Source organism: Caulobacter ginsengisoli (assembly GCF_030814835.1).
Taxonomy (GTDB): Bacteria; Pseudomonadota; Alphaproteobacteria; order Caulobacterales; family Caulobacteraceae; genus Caulobacter; species Caulobacter ginsengisoli.
The window spans coordinates 228,946-245,093 of record NZ_JAUSVS010000006.1; the positions used below are offsets into that span (position 1 = coordinate 228,946).

The 16,148-nt window shown below is 67.7% G+C and carries 15 protein-coding genes; 4 read left to right on the forward strand and 11 right to left on the reverse strand.

What is annotated here, in order from left to right; all coding sequences use genetic code 11:
• Positions 1-191: 191 nt before the first annotated feature.
• Together QO010_RS16015 and dapF are read right to left on the reverse strand one after the other, a co-directional pair.
• Positions 192-2,234, reverse strand: a complete 2,043-nt coding sequence (locus QO010_RS16015) for a S9 family peptidase (RefSeq protein WP_307350724.1) — start codon at positions 2,232-2,234, stop codon at positions 192-194.
• A 259-nt stretch (positions 2,235-2,493) separates the two neighbouring features.
• Positions 2,494-3,318 (reverse strand): diaminopimelate epimerase, encoded by an 825-nt coding sequence (gene dapF, locus QO010_RS16020; protein WP_307350726.1) that lies wholly within the window; start codon positions 3,316-3,318, stop codon positions 2,494-2,496.
• Positions 3,319-3,438: 120 nt separating this feature from the next.
• Here dapF and QO010_RS16025 point away from each other — a divergent pair, with 120 nt between their 5' ends.
• Positions 3,439-5,532 (forward strand): prolyl oligopeptidase family serine peptidase, encoded by a 2,094-nt coding sequence (locus tag QO010_RS16025; protein ID WP_307350728.1) that lies wholly within the window; start codon positions 3,439-3,441, stop codon positions 5,530-5,532.
• 6 nt (positions 5,533-5,538) lie between these two features.
• Positions 5,539-7,668, forward strand: coding sequence for a prolyl oligopeptidase family serine peptidase (locus tag QO010_RS16030; RefSeq protein WP_370873770.1), 2,130 nt, complete (start codon positions 5,539-5,541; stop codon positions 7,666-7,668).
• A gap of 211 nt (positions 7,669-7,879) precedes the next feature.
• Here the strand turns inward: QO010_RS16030 and mmcB are convergent, their stop codons facing one another.
• Entirely contained in the window at positions 7,880-8,320 is a 441-nt protein-coding gene (mmcB, locus tag QO010_RS16035) for a DNA repair putative endonuclease MmcB (RefSeq protein WP_307350729.1), read from the reverse strand.
• 94 nt (positions 8,321-8,414) lie between these two features.
• Between mmcB and QO010_RS16040 the strand changes: the two genes are divergently transcribed.
• Positions 8,415-8,828: a GFA family protein gene (locus QO010_RS16040; RefSeq protein ID WP_307350732.1), complete on the forward strand. Its 414-nt coding sequence runs from the start codon at positions 8,415-8,417 to the stop codon at positions 8,826-8,828.
• Here the strand turns inward: QO010_RS16040 and QO010_RS16045 are convergent.
• The 7 genes from QO010_RS16045 to rpoN form a co-directional block, all read right to left on the reverse strand.
• On the reverse strand, positions 8,782-9,054 hold the full coding sequence (locus tag QO010_RS16045; RefSeq protein WP_307350733.1) for a hypothetical protein: 273 nt from the start codon (positions 9,052-9,054) through the stop codon (positions 8,782-8,784). The two genes, QO010_RS16040 and QO010_RS16045, sit on opposite strands and share 47 nt — an antisense overlap.
• Before the next feature lie 11 nt (positions 9,055-9,065).
• Entirely contained in the window at positions 9,066-9,605 is a 540-nt protein-coding gene (locus tag QO010_RS16050; RefSeq protein WP_307350735.1) for a lipocalin family protein, read from the reverse strand.
• 88 nt (positions 9,606-9,693) lie between these two features.
• Positions 9,694-10,821: a ferritin-like domain-containing protein gene (locus tag QO010_RS16055; protein WP_307350737.1), complete on the reverse strand. Its 1,128-nt coding sequence runs from the start codon at positions 10,819-10,821 to the stop codon at positions 9,694-9,696.
• Positions 10,822-11,125: 304 nt separating this feature from the next.
• Positions 11,126-11,590 carry a PTS IIA-like nitrogen regulatory protein PtsN gene (ptsN, locus tag QO010_RS16060; RefSeq protein ID WP_307350738.1) on the reverse strand — a complete coding sequence of 155 codons (465 nt, stop codon included), beginning with the start codon at positions 11,588-11,590 and terminating at the stop codon, positions 11,126-11,128.
• A 71-nt stretch (positions 11,591-11,661) separates the two neighbouring features.
• Entirely contained in the window at positions 11,662-12,276 is a 615-nt protein-coding gene (gene hpf, locus QO010_RS16065; protein WP_307350739.1) for a ribosome hibernation-promoting factor, HPF/YfiA family, read from the reverse strand.
• An 85-nt stretch (positions 12,277-12,361) separates the two neighbouring features.
• Entirely contained in the window at positions 12,362-13,027 is a 666-nt protein-coding gene (locus QO010_RS16070; RefSeq protein WP_307350740.1) for an exopolysaccharide biosynthesis protein, read from the reverse strand.
• Positions 13,028-13,058: 31 nt separating this feature from the next.
• The gene (gene rpoN / locus QO010_RS16075; RefSeq protein WP_307350742.1) at positions 13,059-14,561 is read right to left on the reverse strand and encodes an RNA polymerase factor sigma-54; all 1,503 of its coding nucleotides are present in this window, start codon (positions 14,559-14,561) and stop codon (positions 13,059-13,061) included.
• Positions 14,562-14,702: 141 nt separating this feature from the next.
• On the opposite strand from rpoN, the gene QO010_RS16080 reads away from it, so the two are divergent.
• Positions 14,703-15,203 (forward strand): hypothetical protein, encoded by a 501-nt coding sequence (locus QO010_RS16080; RefSeq protein WP_307350744.1) that lies wholly within the window; start codon positions 14,703-14,705, stop codon positions 15,201-15,203.
• A gap of 190 nt (positions 15,204-15,393) precedes the next feature.
• Here the strand turns inward: QO010_RS16080 and lptB are convergent, their stop codons facing one another.
• The gene (gene lptB, locus QO010_RS16085) at positions 15,394-16,146 is read right to left on the reverse strand and encodes an LPS export ABC transporter ATP-binding protein (RefSeq protein WP_307350746.1); all 753 of its coding nucleotides are present in this window, start codon (positions 16,144-16,146) and stop codon (positions 15,394-15,396) included.
• Positions 16,147-16,148 lie beyond the last annotated feature (2 nt).

Consider the following 16,148-nt stretch of genomic DNA (forward strand, 5'->3'; position numbering starts at 1 on the left):
CGCCTCGGCGCTGGTGGTTTCTCACCACCCTTCCTCCTCGATGGAGGAAGGGCAGGGTTGGTGGTGTGCCCTCGGGATATGGGTGACTGGCTCAGGGTGGCGTGGTCGCCTCCCCGCGTGCTTCCGGAAACGCACTGCCACCACCACCATCCCCGCCCTTCCTCCATCGAGGAGGAAGGGAGAAGAGGGAGCTACTTCGTCCGATACCGCTCGAACCAGGCCACGATGGCGGCGTTCTCCGCCGCCAGCTGGCTCGGCCTTTCCGCCAACCCCCCGTGCGACGCCCCCGGCACCCGGACCAGCATTGTCGGGATCTTGCGCAGCTGCAGGGCCTGGTAGAGCTGTTCGGACTCGCTCGGCGGGGTGCGGCGGTCTTCCTCGCCGACCAGGACCATGGTGGGCGTGGTGACATTGCCGACCAGGGACAGGGGCGAGTGGGCCCAGTAGCCGGTGGGGTCTTCCCAGGGCTGCTTGCCCAGCCAGTAGGGGCCGTAGAGCGGATAGCCGTCCGAGGTCAGCACGAAGCTGGACCAGTTGATCACCGGCTTCTGGCTGACGGCGGCCTTGAAGCGGTGGGTCTTGCCGACGATCCAGGCGGTCAGCACCCCGCCGCCCGAGCCGCCGGTGACGAACAGGTTGTTCGGATCGACCGAGCCCTGGCCGATGGCGGCGTCGACCACGCTCATCAGGTCGTCGTAGTCGTGGCTGGGATAGTCCTTGTCGATCAGGTTGGCGAAGGCCGCGCCCTGCGAGGTCGAGCCGCGCGGGTTGGCGTAGACCACGATATAGCCGGCGGCGGCGTAGAGCTGGTCCTCGCTGCTCCAGACCGGGCCATAGGCGGCGAACGGACCGCCGTGGATTTCCAGCAGCAGCGGATACTTCCTGCTCGGATCGAAATTGGGCGGGGTGACGATCCAGGCGTCGATCTTCTTGCCGTCGAAGGACGAATTGACCAGCAGCGGCGTCACCTGGCCGAGGGCCTTGCCCTGGAAGAGTTCGTCATTGAGCCGGGTCAGGCGTTTGGTCCCGCTTTTGGTCGCCACGGCCAGGTCGGAGGGATGGTTGGGATCGCCCGCCGTGAAGGCGACCATGCCGTTGTTCGCCAGGCTGAACTCACCGCCGGCATAGGGGCGGTCGAGGGCGCGGGGGGTCAGGCCCTGGGCGATGGGGGTGAGCGTCCCATCGAGCGTAACCCTGGCCAGCTTGGTGATGCCGTGGTCCGTGTACTGGATGACCAGGGACTTGTTGTCGGCCGACCACTGCGCGCCGTCGACGGCGCGATCGAGGCCTGTGGTGACGGCCCGGGGCGTCCCGCCGCTCAGCGGCATGACGTAGAGCAGGTTGTCCTCATAGGCCCGGCCCTTGTCGTCGAAGCCCAGCCAGGCCAGCGTCCTGCCGTCCGGCGAGACCACCGGGTTGAAGTCGGGGCCGTTGCGGTCGGTGAGGGCCGCGACCGTCCCGTCGGCGACGGTGACGCGGTAGATCTCGCTCTCGACCGGGTCGCGCTCCCAGTCCGCGCCGCGGCTGGAGGCAAACAGTACCGCCTTGCCGTCGGGGGTCCAGGCCAGGGGACCGGTGTCGTCATAGGCCCCGAAGGTCAACTGGCGCGGGGCGCCGCCGTCGGCGTCGATGACGAAGACCTTGTTGTAGCCCGGGCGCAGGTAGCCGGCCCCGTCGGCCCGGTAGTTGACCTTGCCGATGATGGTCAGCGGCGCGGCCCATTTGGCCCCCTCGGGCTTGGCCAGGGGCGAGCCCAGGGTTTCGCCCTCGTCGGGGATGAACATGGTGAAGGCGATGGACCTGCCGTCCGGCGACCAGGAAATGTCGCCGGGGCTCTCCGCGAGCGTGGCCAGGCGGGCGGCGACGCCGGTGGCCATCCAGCGGACATAGAGCTGCGGGCTGCCGCCATCGGTCGAGGCGACATAGGCCAGCCGCTTGCCATCCGGCGACCAGCGGGGCGAGCCGTAGGAGCCCGCGCCCGCGGCGATGGGCGCCTGGCCGCCGCCGTTCGCATCGGCCAGCCAGATGGTGTTGACCGCCTTGTCGCCCATGATGTCGTAGGTCGAGCGGACGTAGGCGATGGCCGAGCCGTCCGGCTTGATGCGCGGGTCGGAGGCGATCTCCAGGCTGAAGAGGTCGCGGGCGGTGAAGATCTTGTCGGGGCCGGCGGGGGGCTTGGCGAGGGCCGGGGCCGCGAGGACCATTGCAATGGCGGCGGCGAGAACGAGACGCATGCGGATACTCCCCCGAGGAACTGTCAGGCGGGGGACTTTAGCGGGGGATTTGCGGAAGGAAACTCCACAAATTCTCCCCCGGAGGGGGAGGGGGACCATGCGGAGCATGGTGGAGGGGGTCAGACGCTACATCCAGGCGTCAGGATAGGGCGCAGCCGATAAGCCGCGGGCTTGCCGGCAGAAGTGGTTGTAGCTTCAACCCCCTCCACCACCCCTTCGGGGCGGTCCCCCTCCCCCTCCGGGTGAGGATTTTCCCGAGCTACAGCCTGCCCGCGAACTCGACCTCGACCGGGCCGGTCATGATCACGTGGTTGTCGCTCTCGCGCCACTCGATGACCAACTCGCCGCCGTCCATTTCCAGGGTGGCCTTGCGGTTCACGAAGCCCCGGCGATGGGCCGCCACCAGGGCCGCGCAGGCGCCCGTGCCGCAGGCTCTCGTCAGGCCGGCGCCGCGCTCCCAGACCCGCAGGCGGATACGGTCTCGGCTCTTGATCTGGGCAAACCCGACATTGACCCCTTCCGGGAACAGCGGGTGGTGCTCGATCAGGCTGCCGGCTTCGCGGACCGGGGCGGTCTCGGCGTCGTCGACGAAGAAGACCACGTGCGGGTTGCCCATGTTGACGGCGCCCGGGGTGTGCAGGTGCGGATCGTCGATGGGGCCGACCTGCAGCTCGATATTGCGGGTGTCCATCTCGTTCTCGAGCGGGATCTGGTCCCAGCGCAGCCGGGGCTCGCCCATGTCGACGCTGATCAGGGTCTCCCCGGCTCTCGTGGCGCTGAGCGTGCCGGCCACGGTCTCGATGGTGACGGCTTCGCGCCCCGAGGCCTGCATGGTCAGCCAGGCCACGCAGCGGGTGGCGTTGCCGCAGGCCTCGACCTGGCCGCCGTCGGCGTTCCAGATGCGCATGAAGGCGTCGGCGGTGGCGGAGGGCTCGATGGCGATCAGCTGGTCGCAGCCTATGCCGCCGTCGCGGGCGGCGATGGCGCGCGCCTCCTCCACCGTCGGCGCGAACGGCTGGCTGCGGGCCTCGACCACGACAAAGTCGTTGCCGGCCCCGTTCATCTTCAGGAACGGACGGCTCATCTCGCCCGCAGATATAGGCGAGATCGTGGGCCGGCGCACCTTTCCTGGGATTAACTTGCCGCCCGCTCGCGGCGACGCCTATGCTCGCGCGGCCCGACCCTCATCGCTGAGCCTTCCCGCATGTTCCTGACCGCCTTCGCCGCCGCGCTGCTCACCTGCGCGAGCCCCGCCCCCCTGCCCGACAATCTGTGGCTGGAAGACATCGACGGGCCCAGGTCGATGGAATGGGTCAAGGCCGAGAACGCCAAGAGCCTGCCGGTGCTGCAGGGCGACAGGCGCTATCAGCTGCTGCACGACAACGCCCTGGCCATCCTGTCGGCCACCGACCGCATCCCGGCCCCCGACTTCATCGGCGAGGCCGTGTTCAACTTCTGGCAGGACCGCGAGCATGTGCGGGGCGTCTGGCGCCGCGCGACCCTGGCCAGCTACCGGACCGGCAAGCCGACCTGGGAAACCGTCATCGACCTGGACGCGCTGGCCAAGGCCGAGAAGGCCAACTGGATCTGGAAGGGCGCCGAGTGCCGGGCGCCTGCCTATGACCGCTGCCTGGTCGAGCTGTCGAACGGCGGCAAGGACGCCGTCGAGATCCGCGAGTTCGACCTGAAGACCAAGAGCTTCGTGGCCGGCGGCTTCAAGCTGACCGAGAGCAAGCAGACCGTCGCCTGGCTGGACCCCGACACCCTGATCCTGACCCGCGACTGGGGGCCGGGTACGCTCACCGAGTCCGGCTATGGCTACATCGTCAAGACGCTCAAGCGTGGCCAGGCCCTGTCCGACGCCAAGGAAGTGTTCCGGGGCGATCCCAAGGACGTCAGCGCCCAGCCCAACGTGCTGCGCGACGGCGAGGGCAGGCAGGTGGTGCTGCTGGAGCGCGGGGTCGACTTCTTCCACACCCGCTACTGGCAGCTGACCGACAAGGGGACGGTGGAGCTGGCCCTGCCGCAGAAGTCCAACATCCAGGGCCTGCTGCACGGCCGGATCATCCTGACCACCGGCGAGGACTGGAAGTATTCCGGGGCCGACATCAAGGCCGGCTCGCTGGCCGCCGCCGACCCGGCGCTGCTGGTCCCGCCGTCGGGGGACGAGATCGTCATTTCGAACGCCGTGCCGGTGATCTTCACCCCGGGTCCGCGCCAGTCGATCGACCAGGTGAAGGTCACCCGGGGCCGGGTCGTGGCCGTGGTCTATGACAACGTCCGGGGCCGCATCTTCAGCTTCGCGGACCGAGGCGAGTGGGGCTGGCCGCAGACCGCCCTGCCGGCCGCCGACAACTCCTCCATCAACCTCGCCAGCGCGTCCGACAGGGACGACCAGGTCTTCTACAGCGTCGAGAGCTTCCTGGTTCCGACCGAGCTGAACCTGGCCGACGCCGCCAGCGCCAAGGCCGAGGTCGCCTTCAGGATGCCCGGCCGCTTCAACGCCGACGGGCTGATGGTCGAGCAGTTCCAGGCCAAGTCCAAGGACGGCACGCTGGTCCCCTACTTCGTCGTCCATCGGAAAGACATCAAGTACGACGGGTCGAGCCCCTCGCTGCTGTTCGCCTATGGCGGCTTCCAGCTCTCCAAGCTGCCCCTCTACGACCCGCTGGTCGGCAAGCTGTGGCTCGAGCGCGGCGGGGTGTTCATCGTCGCCAATATCCGCGGCGGCGGCGAGTTCGGGCCGGCCTGGCACGAGGCGGCGCTGAAGGAAAACCGCCAGCGGGCCTATGACGACTTCTTCGCGGTGGCCGAGGACGCCATCGCCCGCAAGATCACCTCGCCGCGGCGCCTGGGCGCCTACGGACGCTCCAACGGCGGCCTGCTGATGGGCGTGGCCCTGACCGAGCGGCCGGACCTGTGGAACGCGGTGGTGGTGGAAAGCCCGCTGCTCGACATGCTGCGCTACAACCACCTGTCGGCGGGCGCCTCCTGGGTGGGCGAATACGGCGATCCCGACGTACCGGCCGAGGCGGCCTGGATCGCCAAATACAGCCCCATGCAGAACCTCAAGCCGGGGGTGAAATATCCGCTGGCCTATATCACCACCTCGACCAAGGACGACCGGGTGCATCCCAGCCATGCCCGGCGGTTCGCCGCCCGGCTGGGCGAGATGGGCGATCCCTACCTCTATTTCGAGAACACCGACGGCGGCCACGCCAACGGGGCCGACCCCGAGGCCAACGCCCGGCGCTGGGCCATGCACTATGTCTACCTGACCCGCCAATTGATGGACTGAGGCCCAATGCGTTCGTATCTACTCGCCGCCATCATGACCGCCGCCACGCTCACCGGAGCCGCCGCTCCCGCCGCCAGCTCAGACGATCCCTTCACCTGGATGGAGGAGATCGAGGGGACCCGCGCCCTCGACTGGGCCCGGGCCGAGAATGCCCGCTCGCTGCCGGTGCTGCAGAACGATCCGCGCTACCAGGGCTTCCTCGACGAGGCCCTGAAGATCGTCAACGCCAAGGACCGCATCCCGGCGGTGGCCTTCTCCGGGCCCGGCGAGCGTGAATTGCGAAATTACTGGCAGGACCCCGACCATGTGCGGGGCCTGTGGCGGCGCACGACGATGGAGAGCTATCGGACCGCCGAGCCTCAATGGGAGACCATCCTCGACGTCGACACCCTGGCCAAGGAAGAGAAGGCCAACTGGGTGTGGGAAGGCTCCAACTGCCTGGCTCCCGACTATACCCGCTGCCTGGTCACCCTGTCGGACGGCGGCAAGGATGCGGTGTCGTTCCGCGAGTTCGACACCGTCACCAAGAGCTTCGTGAAGGACGGCTTTACCGCGCCCGAAGGCAAGCAGAACTACAGCTGGCTGGACAAGGACACCGTGCTGATCGCCCGGGACTGGGGCGAGGACACCAAAGCGGGAGGAGGGGGCCAGCCGACCCTGACCAAGTCCAGCTATCCCTATGTGCTGAAGGCCTGGAAGCGCGGCACGCCGCTGTCGTCGGCGACCGAAGTGTTCCGGGGCACGGTGGACGACGTGGCGGTGCAGCCCTTCGTGTTGCGCGACGCCGACGGCAAGGTCGCCGCGGTGATGGCGACGCGGGCGGTCAGCTTCTTCGAGGCGGAATACTACCTGATCGAGGGCGGCAAAACGGTGAAGCTGCCCTTCCCGCTGAAGTCCTCGGTGCAGGGCCTGGTCAAGGGCCGGCTGGTGTTCACCCTGGAACAGGACTGGCCGGAGAAGAACCTCAAGCAGGGCGACCTGGCCGAGTACGACCTCGCCGCCCTGAAGGCCGATGCGGCCAGGGCGGCGCCCAGGCTGGTTCTGCGGCCGACCGGGCGCCAGGCCATCGAGGGCATTACCACGACCCGCAACACCCTGGTCCTGGCCCTCTATGAGAACGTCAAGGGCAAGGCGCTGGTGATGAGCCCCTCAGGCGAGGGCTGGACGACCAGGACCCTGGACCTGCCGGCCAACGCCTCGGTCAGCCTGGGATCGGCCTCGGACCAGACCGACCGCTTCTTCGTTTCGGTGGAGAGCTATCTGACCCCGACCACCCTGTGGCTGGCCGACGGGGCCAGGGACACGGTCGAGCAGGTCAAGACCCTGCCGCCCAAGTTCGACGCCTCCAAGGACGAGGTCGAGCAGTTCGAGGCGGTGTCCAGCGACGGGACGAAAATCCCGTATTTCGTCGTCCACCCCAAGGGCATGAAGCTGGACGGCGCCAACCCCACCCTCCTCTATGCCTATGGCGGCTTCCAGGTCTCGATGACCCCGGGCTATTCGGCCACCATCGGCAAGCTGTGGCTGGAGCGCGGCGGGGTCTATGTGGTGGCCAATATCCGCGGCGGCGGCGAGTTCGGGCCAGCCTGGCACAATGCGGGCCTGAAGGAGCATCGCCAGCTGGTCTATGACGACTTCTTCGCCGTCTCCCGCGACCTGATCGCCCGCAAGATCACCTCGCCCCGGCGGCTGGGGATCATGGGCGGGTCGAATGGCGGCTTGCTGATGGGCGTGGCCCTGACCCAGCATCCGGAGCTCTACAACGCCATCGTCATCCAGGTGCCGCTGTTCGACATGATCCGCTACACCCAGATCGGCGCCGGCGCTTCCTGGGTCGGCGAATATGGCGACCCGGCCATCCCGGCCGAGCGGGCCTGGATCGAAAAATACAGCCCCTACCAGAACCTGCGGGCCGGCATGCCCTATCCGGAAGTCTATATCGAGACCTCGACCAAGGACGACCGCGTCCACCCCGCCCACGCCCGTAAGGCGGCGGCCCGGCTGGAGGCGTTGGGATATAAGTTCCTCTATTACGAGAACATCGACGGCGGCCACGCCGCGGCGGCCAACCTCAACGAGAAGGCGCGGCGGGTGGCGTTGGAGTATGCGTATCTCAGCCAGAAGCTGATGGACTGAGGCTAAGACGCCCCCTCCTTCAAATCCTCACCCGGAGGGGGAGGGGGACCGCGCCGAAGGCGTGGTGGAGGGGGTCAGCCACTACATCCACGCCTGGAGGTTCCCTCGGCCGACCCGCCGCGTTCTATCCTGACGCCTGCATGTAGGCTCAAACCCCCTCCACCATGCTCCGCATGGTCCCCCTCCCCCTCCGGGGGAGGATTTGAGGACCTCAGAACATCGCGCTTCGCATCGCCGCCAGCCGCCCGAACGCAATCGTCAACGCCTTGCGCCGCGCCCCGACCAGCGGGGTGTGGGGCGCTTCCCGCAGCACCGCCCCGCCAAAGCCGTCGGCGACGATCAGGCCGGGTTCCTCCGGCAGCAGGTCACGCGGGAAGTGGGGGGCGACGGCGAAGAAGAAGCGGTCGCAGTAGGGCAGGTATTCCCCCCACTTGCGGTCGGTCAGGTAGTCCTCGGCGCTCGACTTGACCTCGACGATGGCGATCTCGCCGCGCGGGCCCAGGCACATCAGGTCGGCCCGCCGCCCGTTCGGCAGCCCGACCTCAGCCACCGGCGCATAGCCCAGGTCCAGCATCAGCCGCCCGGCGCCCCGGGTGACCGACAGGGTGGTCTCCGGGCGCGAGATGGTGACGAGGGTGAGGACGGCCTCCATGCCGCCATGGAAGTTCCTGTTTCGTTCGGTGTCAAGCGGCGCGCCCTGGGCGGGTGGTATAATGGTCCGGCAAACCAAGAGACGGACAAGAGCGATGCAAATCCAAGGCGGCTGCCATTGCGGCCGGATCGGCTATGAGGCCGAGATCAATCCGAAATACGTCATCATCTGCCACTGCACGGACTGCCAGACCAACTCCGGCGCCCCGTATCGGGCCAATGTGCCGGTGCTGCCTGAGAAGTTCCACCTGCGGGGCGAGCCCTCGACCTATGTGAAGACGGGGAGCAGCGGGGCCAAGGCGGTGCTGGCCTTCTGCGGTAACTGCGGCTCGGCGCTGTTCTCGCACCGGCAGGAGAACCCGACCCATTTCAATCTGCGCCTGGGGGCGATCCGGCAGCGGGCCGAACTGACCCCAAAGGCTCAGTACTGGTGCGACTCGGCCATGCCCTGGGCCATGGATATCAGTCGGATTCCCCGCTCTCCGGATCAGCGACCGGTGGCCCCTTAGGCTTGGGCGCGGCCTTCTGGGCCACGAACTTGCGGGCCTTGGGCGGGATCATGTGCAACTCCTCCCTCACCGCCTCGACCCAGAGCAGGCGGTCGAACAGCGCCTTGCGGTCGGCCGGGTCGTCGGCGTCTTCGTAAGCGACCCGCAAGCGGTTGATCTCGGCGTTGACCGCATCGAGGCTGAGCGCCGCCAGCTTTTCGGCCGTGTCGGGATATTTCTTGGCCATTCGGGCCCTCTCTAGCTCCCCAGCTGCCGGGGAAGCTCCAGCCGTCCGGTGTCATAGCCCAGCGCCTTGATGCGGGCGAGGGCCTGGGCCTTGGCGGCGGCGCTCATCACCGGCCGGCGCGACAGCAGCCAGACATAGTTGCCGCCGGGCGTGGCCATGATCGCCCACTGGCCGTCGCCCGAGCAGTCCAGCACCCAGTATTCCTGCTTGGCCAGGCCGAAGAAGGTGACGGTGAACTTGGCGTTCTGGGCGCCGGGGACGAGGGCGGCGGTGGATTTGAACACCTTGGCCTCGCCGGTGGGGGCGCCGCGGTGGCAGGTCTGGACGATCTGATAGCGGCCGCCGGCGTTGGCGGTGAACTCGCTGGTCGGGGCCTGGCAGTCGCGCTGGTTGGAATTGGGCGTGCGGGCGATCTCATACCAGCGGCCGCTGTAGAAGCTGGCGGCGATGGGCTTGACCGGCTGCGGGGCCGACTTGGCCCAAGCAACAGAGGGGCCGACGGCGGGCGCGAACAGCAGGGCGGTCGCCAGCAGGGCGGAAACGATCTTCATGCGGGGGATTTTTACCGATTACGCGCCCAACGAAAAGCGCCCCGCAGTGATGCGGGGCGCTTGCGGCCTCAGTGAGGCGTAGGCTGAGCTATTCGGCGGCGATGCTCACCGGCTTGTTGGCGCCGTCGCGGAAGTTGATGGTCTGCAGGTAGCGGATGCCCTCTTCGGCGATGTCGTCGCCGACCATCCGGTCGCCTTCGCCGCGCAGCTCTTCCAGGTCGACATACATGCCGTAGAAGGCCTTGGTGCGGTCGGTGATGATGCCGGCGTTGAGCAGGGTCTTGACCAGCACGCGGAAGATGTTGGTCTGCTCCTTCATGTTCTCGCGGCGCTGGTCGTCGGTCATGATCTGAGCGAACTCGGCGATGACCTTGTCCGGGTCCAGGCCGAAGGACTCATAGAGGTCCTTCTGCTGGGCCGGGCCGACCAGGTTGAACAGCACCGCCTGGAAGCAGTGGGCGGCCCAGTCCTCGATGACATTGTGCTCTTCGGCCGAGAGCTTGGGCACGGTGCGGTCGGCCCAGATCTTCCCGAACTTGTGGTGGAAGGCCTCGTCGGTCATCACCAGCTGCAGCAGCTTCTTGCCGAGCGGATCGTTGATCGAGTTGAACAGCGAGGCGAAGGCGCCCATGGCCAGGCCCTCGACCAGCATCTGCATGCCGATGATCTTCTTGTAGACCTCCGGGGCGTGGATGATCTCGACCAGCAGGTTCTTCAGCGTGGGCCCACACTCGACGGGCCGGCCCCAGCGCGCCTTGATGTATTTGGCGAAGGCGGTGACGTGGCGGGCTTCTTCGCGGGTCTGGTTGGCGGCGTATTCCTGCGCGCCCTGGTCCTTCAGCACGTGGCAGAGGCTGGCCGACAGGTTCAGCGCGCCCTGCTCGCCGTGCAGGATCGAGGAGAAGATCCGCAGGGTGGACTCGTTGATGAAGCGGATGCGCTCCTTGGGGTCCGACAGGTGGTTGGAGACGTAGTCGGTCTGCAGGGCGACCACGAAGTCCTCGGGAACCAGCGGCTGGTTCTCCATGTCGAAGGGCTCGTCGAAGTCGATGTAGTTCTTGTCGAGCGGATCCCAGAAGTGGTCGTGGGTGGCGCTGATGATCTTGTCGAACGCCGTCGAGCGGGCGTTGTAGCGGTCCAGCTCCAGCATGGACTCGAAATCGTCCGGCGCCACGGCGTCGTACATGGCGTCCTTGGTGATGTTCTTGTCAGTCACGCTGCGCTCCTCCGGCCTGGGTTTGCCGGGCCCCGGGCGGGCCTCTGGGCAATGTGAACACTGTCCACATATATGGGTTAAGGGTCAATGAAAAAGGTGACGAGGGCGTCATTTTGACTTTCCTCACCCGGAGGGGGAGGGGGACCATGCGGAGCATGGTGGAAGGGGGTTTGAGCTACATCCAGGCGTCAGGATAGGGCGCGGCGGATCGGCTGAGATACGCTGGATCGAGGTGGATGTAGGGGTTGACCCCCTCCACCACCGCTTCGCGGCGGTCCCCCTCCCCCTCCGGGGGAGGATCAGCCTACGCCGCGGTCGACCGCGCTTCCCGCACCAGCAGCGCATGGATGGCGTCCGCCGTCCGCGCCTGGCGCAGCTGCTGGCGCAGTTCCGGCTGGCGCAGGCGGCGGGAGACGCTGGCCAGGGCGCGCAGGTGTTCGGAGCCGCCGGTTTCGGGGGCCAGCAGGGCCAGCAGCAGGTCGACCGGCTGGTCGTCCACCGCCTCGAAGGCCGTGGGGGTGTCGAGCTTGACGAAGACGGCCTTCATGCCGCTCAGGCCCGGGATGCGGGCGTGCGGCACGGCGACGCCGTGGCCCAGGCCTGTCGAGCCCGCGGACTCCCGCTCGAGAAGCGCGTCCAGCACCACGGCCGCCTCCAGGCCGTAGCTGCGGGCGGCGACGTCGGCGATGACGCCCAGGATCTGTCGCTTGGAGCCGCCGCTGACATGCGGGGCTATGGCGCGCAAATCCAACAAGTCACCGATCAGCATACTGGCATGCCTGCTCTATTAGAGGCCGGGGGGAGGAAGCGGTGGGGGGCGGGCCTGACGGCCCACCTGCCCTAATTTCCGTTCGGCTTGTTCGTTCTCGAAGGGTCGATCCAGCCGATATGGCCGTCCGGGCGACGGTAGACCACGGACAACCCGCCGTGAGCGGCGTTCCTAAACACGATTGTCTGGGATTCGGTCAAGTCCATCTCCATAACCGCCATGGAAACAGTCATTGTTTTCAGATCCGCCTCGGATTCGGCGATGATCATGCTCTGGGGCGGCTCGTGGTCGTGGTGGTCGTCGCCCCAGCTGTCGACGCCGTCGTCGACGTCATCGGCGCCGCGCAGCACATAGAAGGCGGCGGTCTCGGCCTGGCGGGCGCTGGACTGCTCGCTGTGGCTTTTGAGCCGTCGCTTGTAGCGGCGGATGCGCGTCTCGATCTTGGCGAGGGCGGCGCTGAAGGCCCCGTGGGCGTCGCCGCCCAGGCCGTGGCTCTGCAGCCTGGCGCCCGAATCCAGGGACAGGGCGCAATCGACCCGGAAGGAGTGACCCTCCCGCCCGACGGTCACGTCGGCGGAGCCGCCGCGATCGAAGTATTTGCCGATGCTGGTGGAAAGTTCGTCGGAAACCCGCGAACGCAGGGCCTCCCCGACGTCGACTTGCTTGCCGGAAACATGCACTTGCATGGCTAGACAACGCGCCTCCTGCGCCAAGGTGTCAAGAAAACCCGACCCACTGGGGATCGCAGTTTCGTGAACCCCCCCAACAGTCCTAGAGGGGGGCCTGGACCCCACCCGAGACGATAGGCGAAAGGTGATGAAGAAGTGTCACCACCGCCCCCGCGCCCAGCATGAACAGCACCGCTGAGAGCAGGGTCAGGCCGATGGCGACGATCAGCAGCACGCCGTCGCGCTGCATCAGGGCTAGGCCATAGATCCCCACCGCGATGGCCGGGGCCATGTGGGCAAAGGGGATCGGGATCATCGAGACGATGGCCAGGATGGCGCAGACCAGGCCGATCAGCCGCTCGGCCGGTGGGTTGAAGAGGAAGGTCAGGCGGGGCCGCGAAAAGGCTTCCAGCCAGTCGAGGGCCGGCAGGGTGCGCTTGAGGGCCTTGCCGAAGCGGGGCTGGCTGATCCGGCGGTGGCGCACGAAGCGGGGCAGCCAGGGGGCCCGGGCGCCCAGCGCCGCCTGCGCGCCGATCAGCACCAGCGGCGCAGCCAGGATGACGCCCGATCCCGGCGGGGCGGGGAGCAGGTTGACCAGGGAGAACAGGGCCAGCAGGGCCCCGAACGCCCGCTCGCCCATGCGGGTGGTCAGTTCATGCACGGCGACCGAGTCGGCGCCCTCGTCGCGGATGTCACGCAGGGCCCGCGAGAGCCGGCGGCCGGGAGGATGGGGGGCGGCCGGGTCGGGGGCTTCGAGGACCAGGGTCATAGGCGTTCAACGCACGCCGATGTGAAAAGGATCACACCGAGGCGCGTAACATTCTCCGTCGCTCGACCGACGACGGAATCCGCATCGCCTCGCGGTATTTGGCGACGGTCCGGCGGGCGATATCGACCCCCGCTTCCTTGAGGATGTCGACGATATGGTCGTCGCTGTGCACCTCGGTCTCGCTGCGCTCGGCCTCGATCAGCTGCTTGATCTTGTGGCGCACGCTCTCGGCCGAATGGGCCTCGGCGCCGGCCGAGGTCGAGGCGATGGAGGAGGTGAAGAAGAACTTCATCTCATAGACCCCGCGCGGGGTGGCCAGGTATTTGTTCGAGGTCACCCGGCTGACGGTGGATTCGTGCATGCCGATGGCGTCGGCCACGGTCTTGAGGTTCAGCGGCCGCAGATGCTCGACGCCATAGGCCAGGAAGCCGTCCTGCTGGCGGACGATCTCGGAGGCGACTTTCAGGATGGTCTTGGCCCGCTGGTCCAGGCTCTTGACCAGCCAGTTGGCGGTGGCCAGGCAGTCGGAGACGAAGGTTTTTTCCTGGTCGGTGCGCGCCCCGCCGGCCACCCGGGCGTGATAGCGCTGGTCGACCAGCACCCGCGGCAGGGTGTCGGTGTTCAGCTCGACGAGCCACAGGCCGCCCAGGCCTTCACGGACGAAGACGTCGGGGACGACCGGGGCGCTGGGCTCGCCGCCGAAGGCCGCGCCCGGGCGGGGCGTCAGCGACTTCAGCTCGGCGATCATGTCGCGCAGGTCCTCGTCATCGACCCCGCAGGCGCGGCGCAAAGCATTCATGTCGCGGCGGGCCAGCAGTTCGAGATTGTCCAGCAGGGCGGCCATGGCGGGATCGAGCCGGTCGCGCTCCTTGAGCTGCAGGGCGAGGCATTCGCGCACGTCGCGGGCCAGGACGCCGGTCGGCTCGAAGCCGTGCAGGACGGTGAGCACGCCCTCGACGAAGCCGAGTTCGCAGCCCAGCCGCTCGGCGATCTCCCAGAGGTCGGCGCGCATGTAGCCGCCCTCGTCGGCGGCGTCGATCAGCTGGGCGGCCACGGCCCGCTCGGCGTCGTTGAGGCCGGCCACGGCCAGCTGGTCGTGCAGATGTTCGGACAGGGTCTTGGCGCGGGTGAGTCGGCCTTCCAGGTCGTCCTCGCCGCCCTCGAAGCTGCCGCCCTTGCCGGCCTTGGACCAGTCGACCGCCCCGCCGGCCTGCTGGGCGCCCAAATCGCCATCGCCGGTGGCCCGTTCGCCGGGCGAGGCGTCGCCCTCGCCGCCGTCGAACTCGGCCGCCGCCACGCTGTCGGGGGCGTTGTCGACGCTCCAGTCATCGGTGGACTCGGCCTTGACGGCCTCGGCCTCCGGCTCGGCGTCGCGTTCGTCTTTCTGGAGCAGCGGATTGCGCTCGATCTCGGCCTCGACATAGGCCTCGAGCTCGATGTTCGACAGCTGCAGCAGCTTGATCGCCTGCTGCAGCTGCGGCGTGATGACCAGGCTCTGGCCTTGCCGAAGCTCAAGTCTGGGTCCCAACGCCAAGGTCCACGCCCTCTCCGAATGCTCGAAGGGCCATCTGACGCGCATTGGGTTAACGGAGGGCTGACAGGCCCTGCAAGATCGGGGCCGGTCTTGCCGGCTGATGGCGGACGACGCTAGTTTCTGTCAGTAGGGGTGTCTCCAATGAAGCCGCCAGAACCGACCCCAGGTCTGCCCGAGAGGGTGGACGGCTCGGCTTCCAATGGTCCGCATAAGGTCCGTTGGCAGCGAAGCATCCCCTCAAGGCTGTGGCTCGACATCCCTGTCGTCCTGCTCCTCGGCGCTGCATACGCCTACCAATATTTGAGCGTCGGGGATGTGCGCAGAGGCGCCATCGCCGGCGTCATCGGAGCCCTACTTGGCGTGGTTTTGGTGGTCACCGGTATGGTCCTAAATCACCTGCTGAGCAAAGGCGGTGAACGCGGGCGGGCGTTCATCCTCGAAGCCAGGAATCGTCTGGTTCGATTCCTGGCGGGCCTGGCTTTGGGTGTCCTCGCCTTCCTGGGGCTGCACTGGCTGCTGATCGGAACCGAGACGCCGTCCAGCCTGGGCGGCCAGCTGCTGTTCGCGGCGGTCCTCGTCGGCGGCGGCTTTGGGTTAGCCTTCTTCGACCTGATCGGATCGCGGCGGCGGCCCCGCCCCTGAATCCTCCCCCGGAGGGGGAGGGGGACCATGCGGAGCATGGTGGAGGGGGTCTGACGCTACATCCAGGCGTCAGGATTGGGCGCAGCCGATAAGCCGCGTTCCCGCGTGCAGAAGTGGTTGTAGTTTCAACCCCCTCCACCACCCCTTCGGGGCGGTCCCCCTCCCCCTCCGGGGGAGGATTTGAAGGAAGCTAGTACCGGTCGCCCAGATAGACCCGCCGCACTTCCGGGTTGTCCGTAATCTCCTTCGGCGCGCCCTCGAACAGCACTTCGCCGCCGGCGATGATCGAGGCGCGGTCGATGATCTCCAGGGTCTCGCGGACATTGTGGTCGGTGATCAGGATGCCGATGCCGCGGCCCTTGAGGTAGGCGATGACGTCGCGGATGTCCTGGATGGCCAGGGGGTCGATGCCGGCGAAGGGCTCGTCCAGCAGCATGAAGCTGGGCTCGCTGGCCAGGGCCCGGGCGATTTCCACCCGCCGCCGCTCGCCGCCCGACAGCGAGATGGCCGGGGCGGCCCGCAGATGAGCGATGTGCAGCTCTTCCAGCAGGGCGGTGACGGTGTCGCGGGCCTTGTCGCGGTTCTTCTCGCGCAGCTCGACCACGGCCAGGACGTTCTGCTCGACCGTCATGCCGCGGAAGATCGAGGCTTCCTGCGGCAGATAGCCGACCCCCATCCGGGCCCGCTGGAACATCGGCAGGGCGGTGATGTCGGCGCCGTCCAGGCTGATCCTGCCGTAGTCGGCCGGGATCAGGCCGGTGATCATGTAGAAGCAGGTGGTCTTGCCCGCCCCGTTGGGGCCCAGCAGGCCGGCCACCTCGCCGCGCTTGAGGCGCAGGGAGACATTCTTGACGACATGGCGGTCGCCAAAGGCCTTGCCGATCCGCTCGACCACAAGGCCTTCGTCAGCCAGAACCGGTTTGTCGGTTACCGCCGCGTCCATCG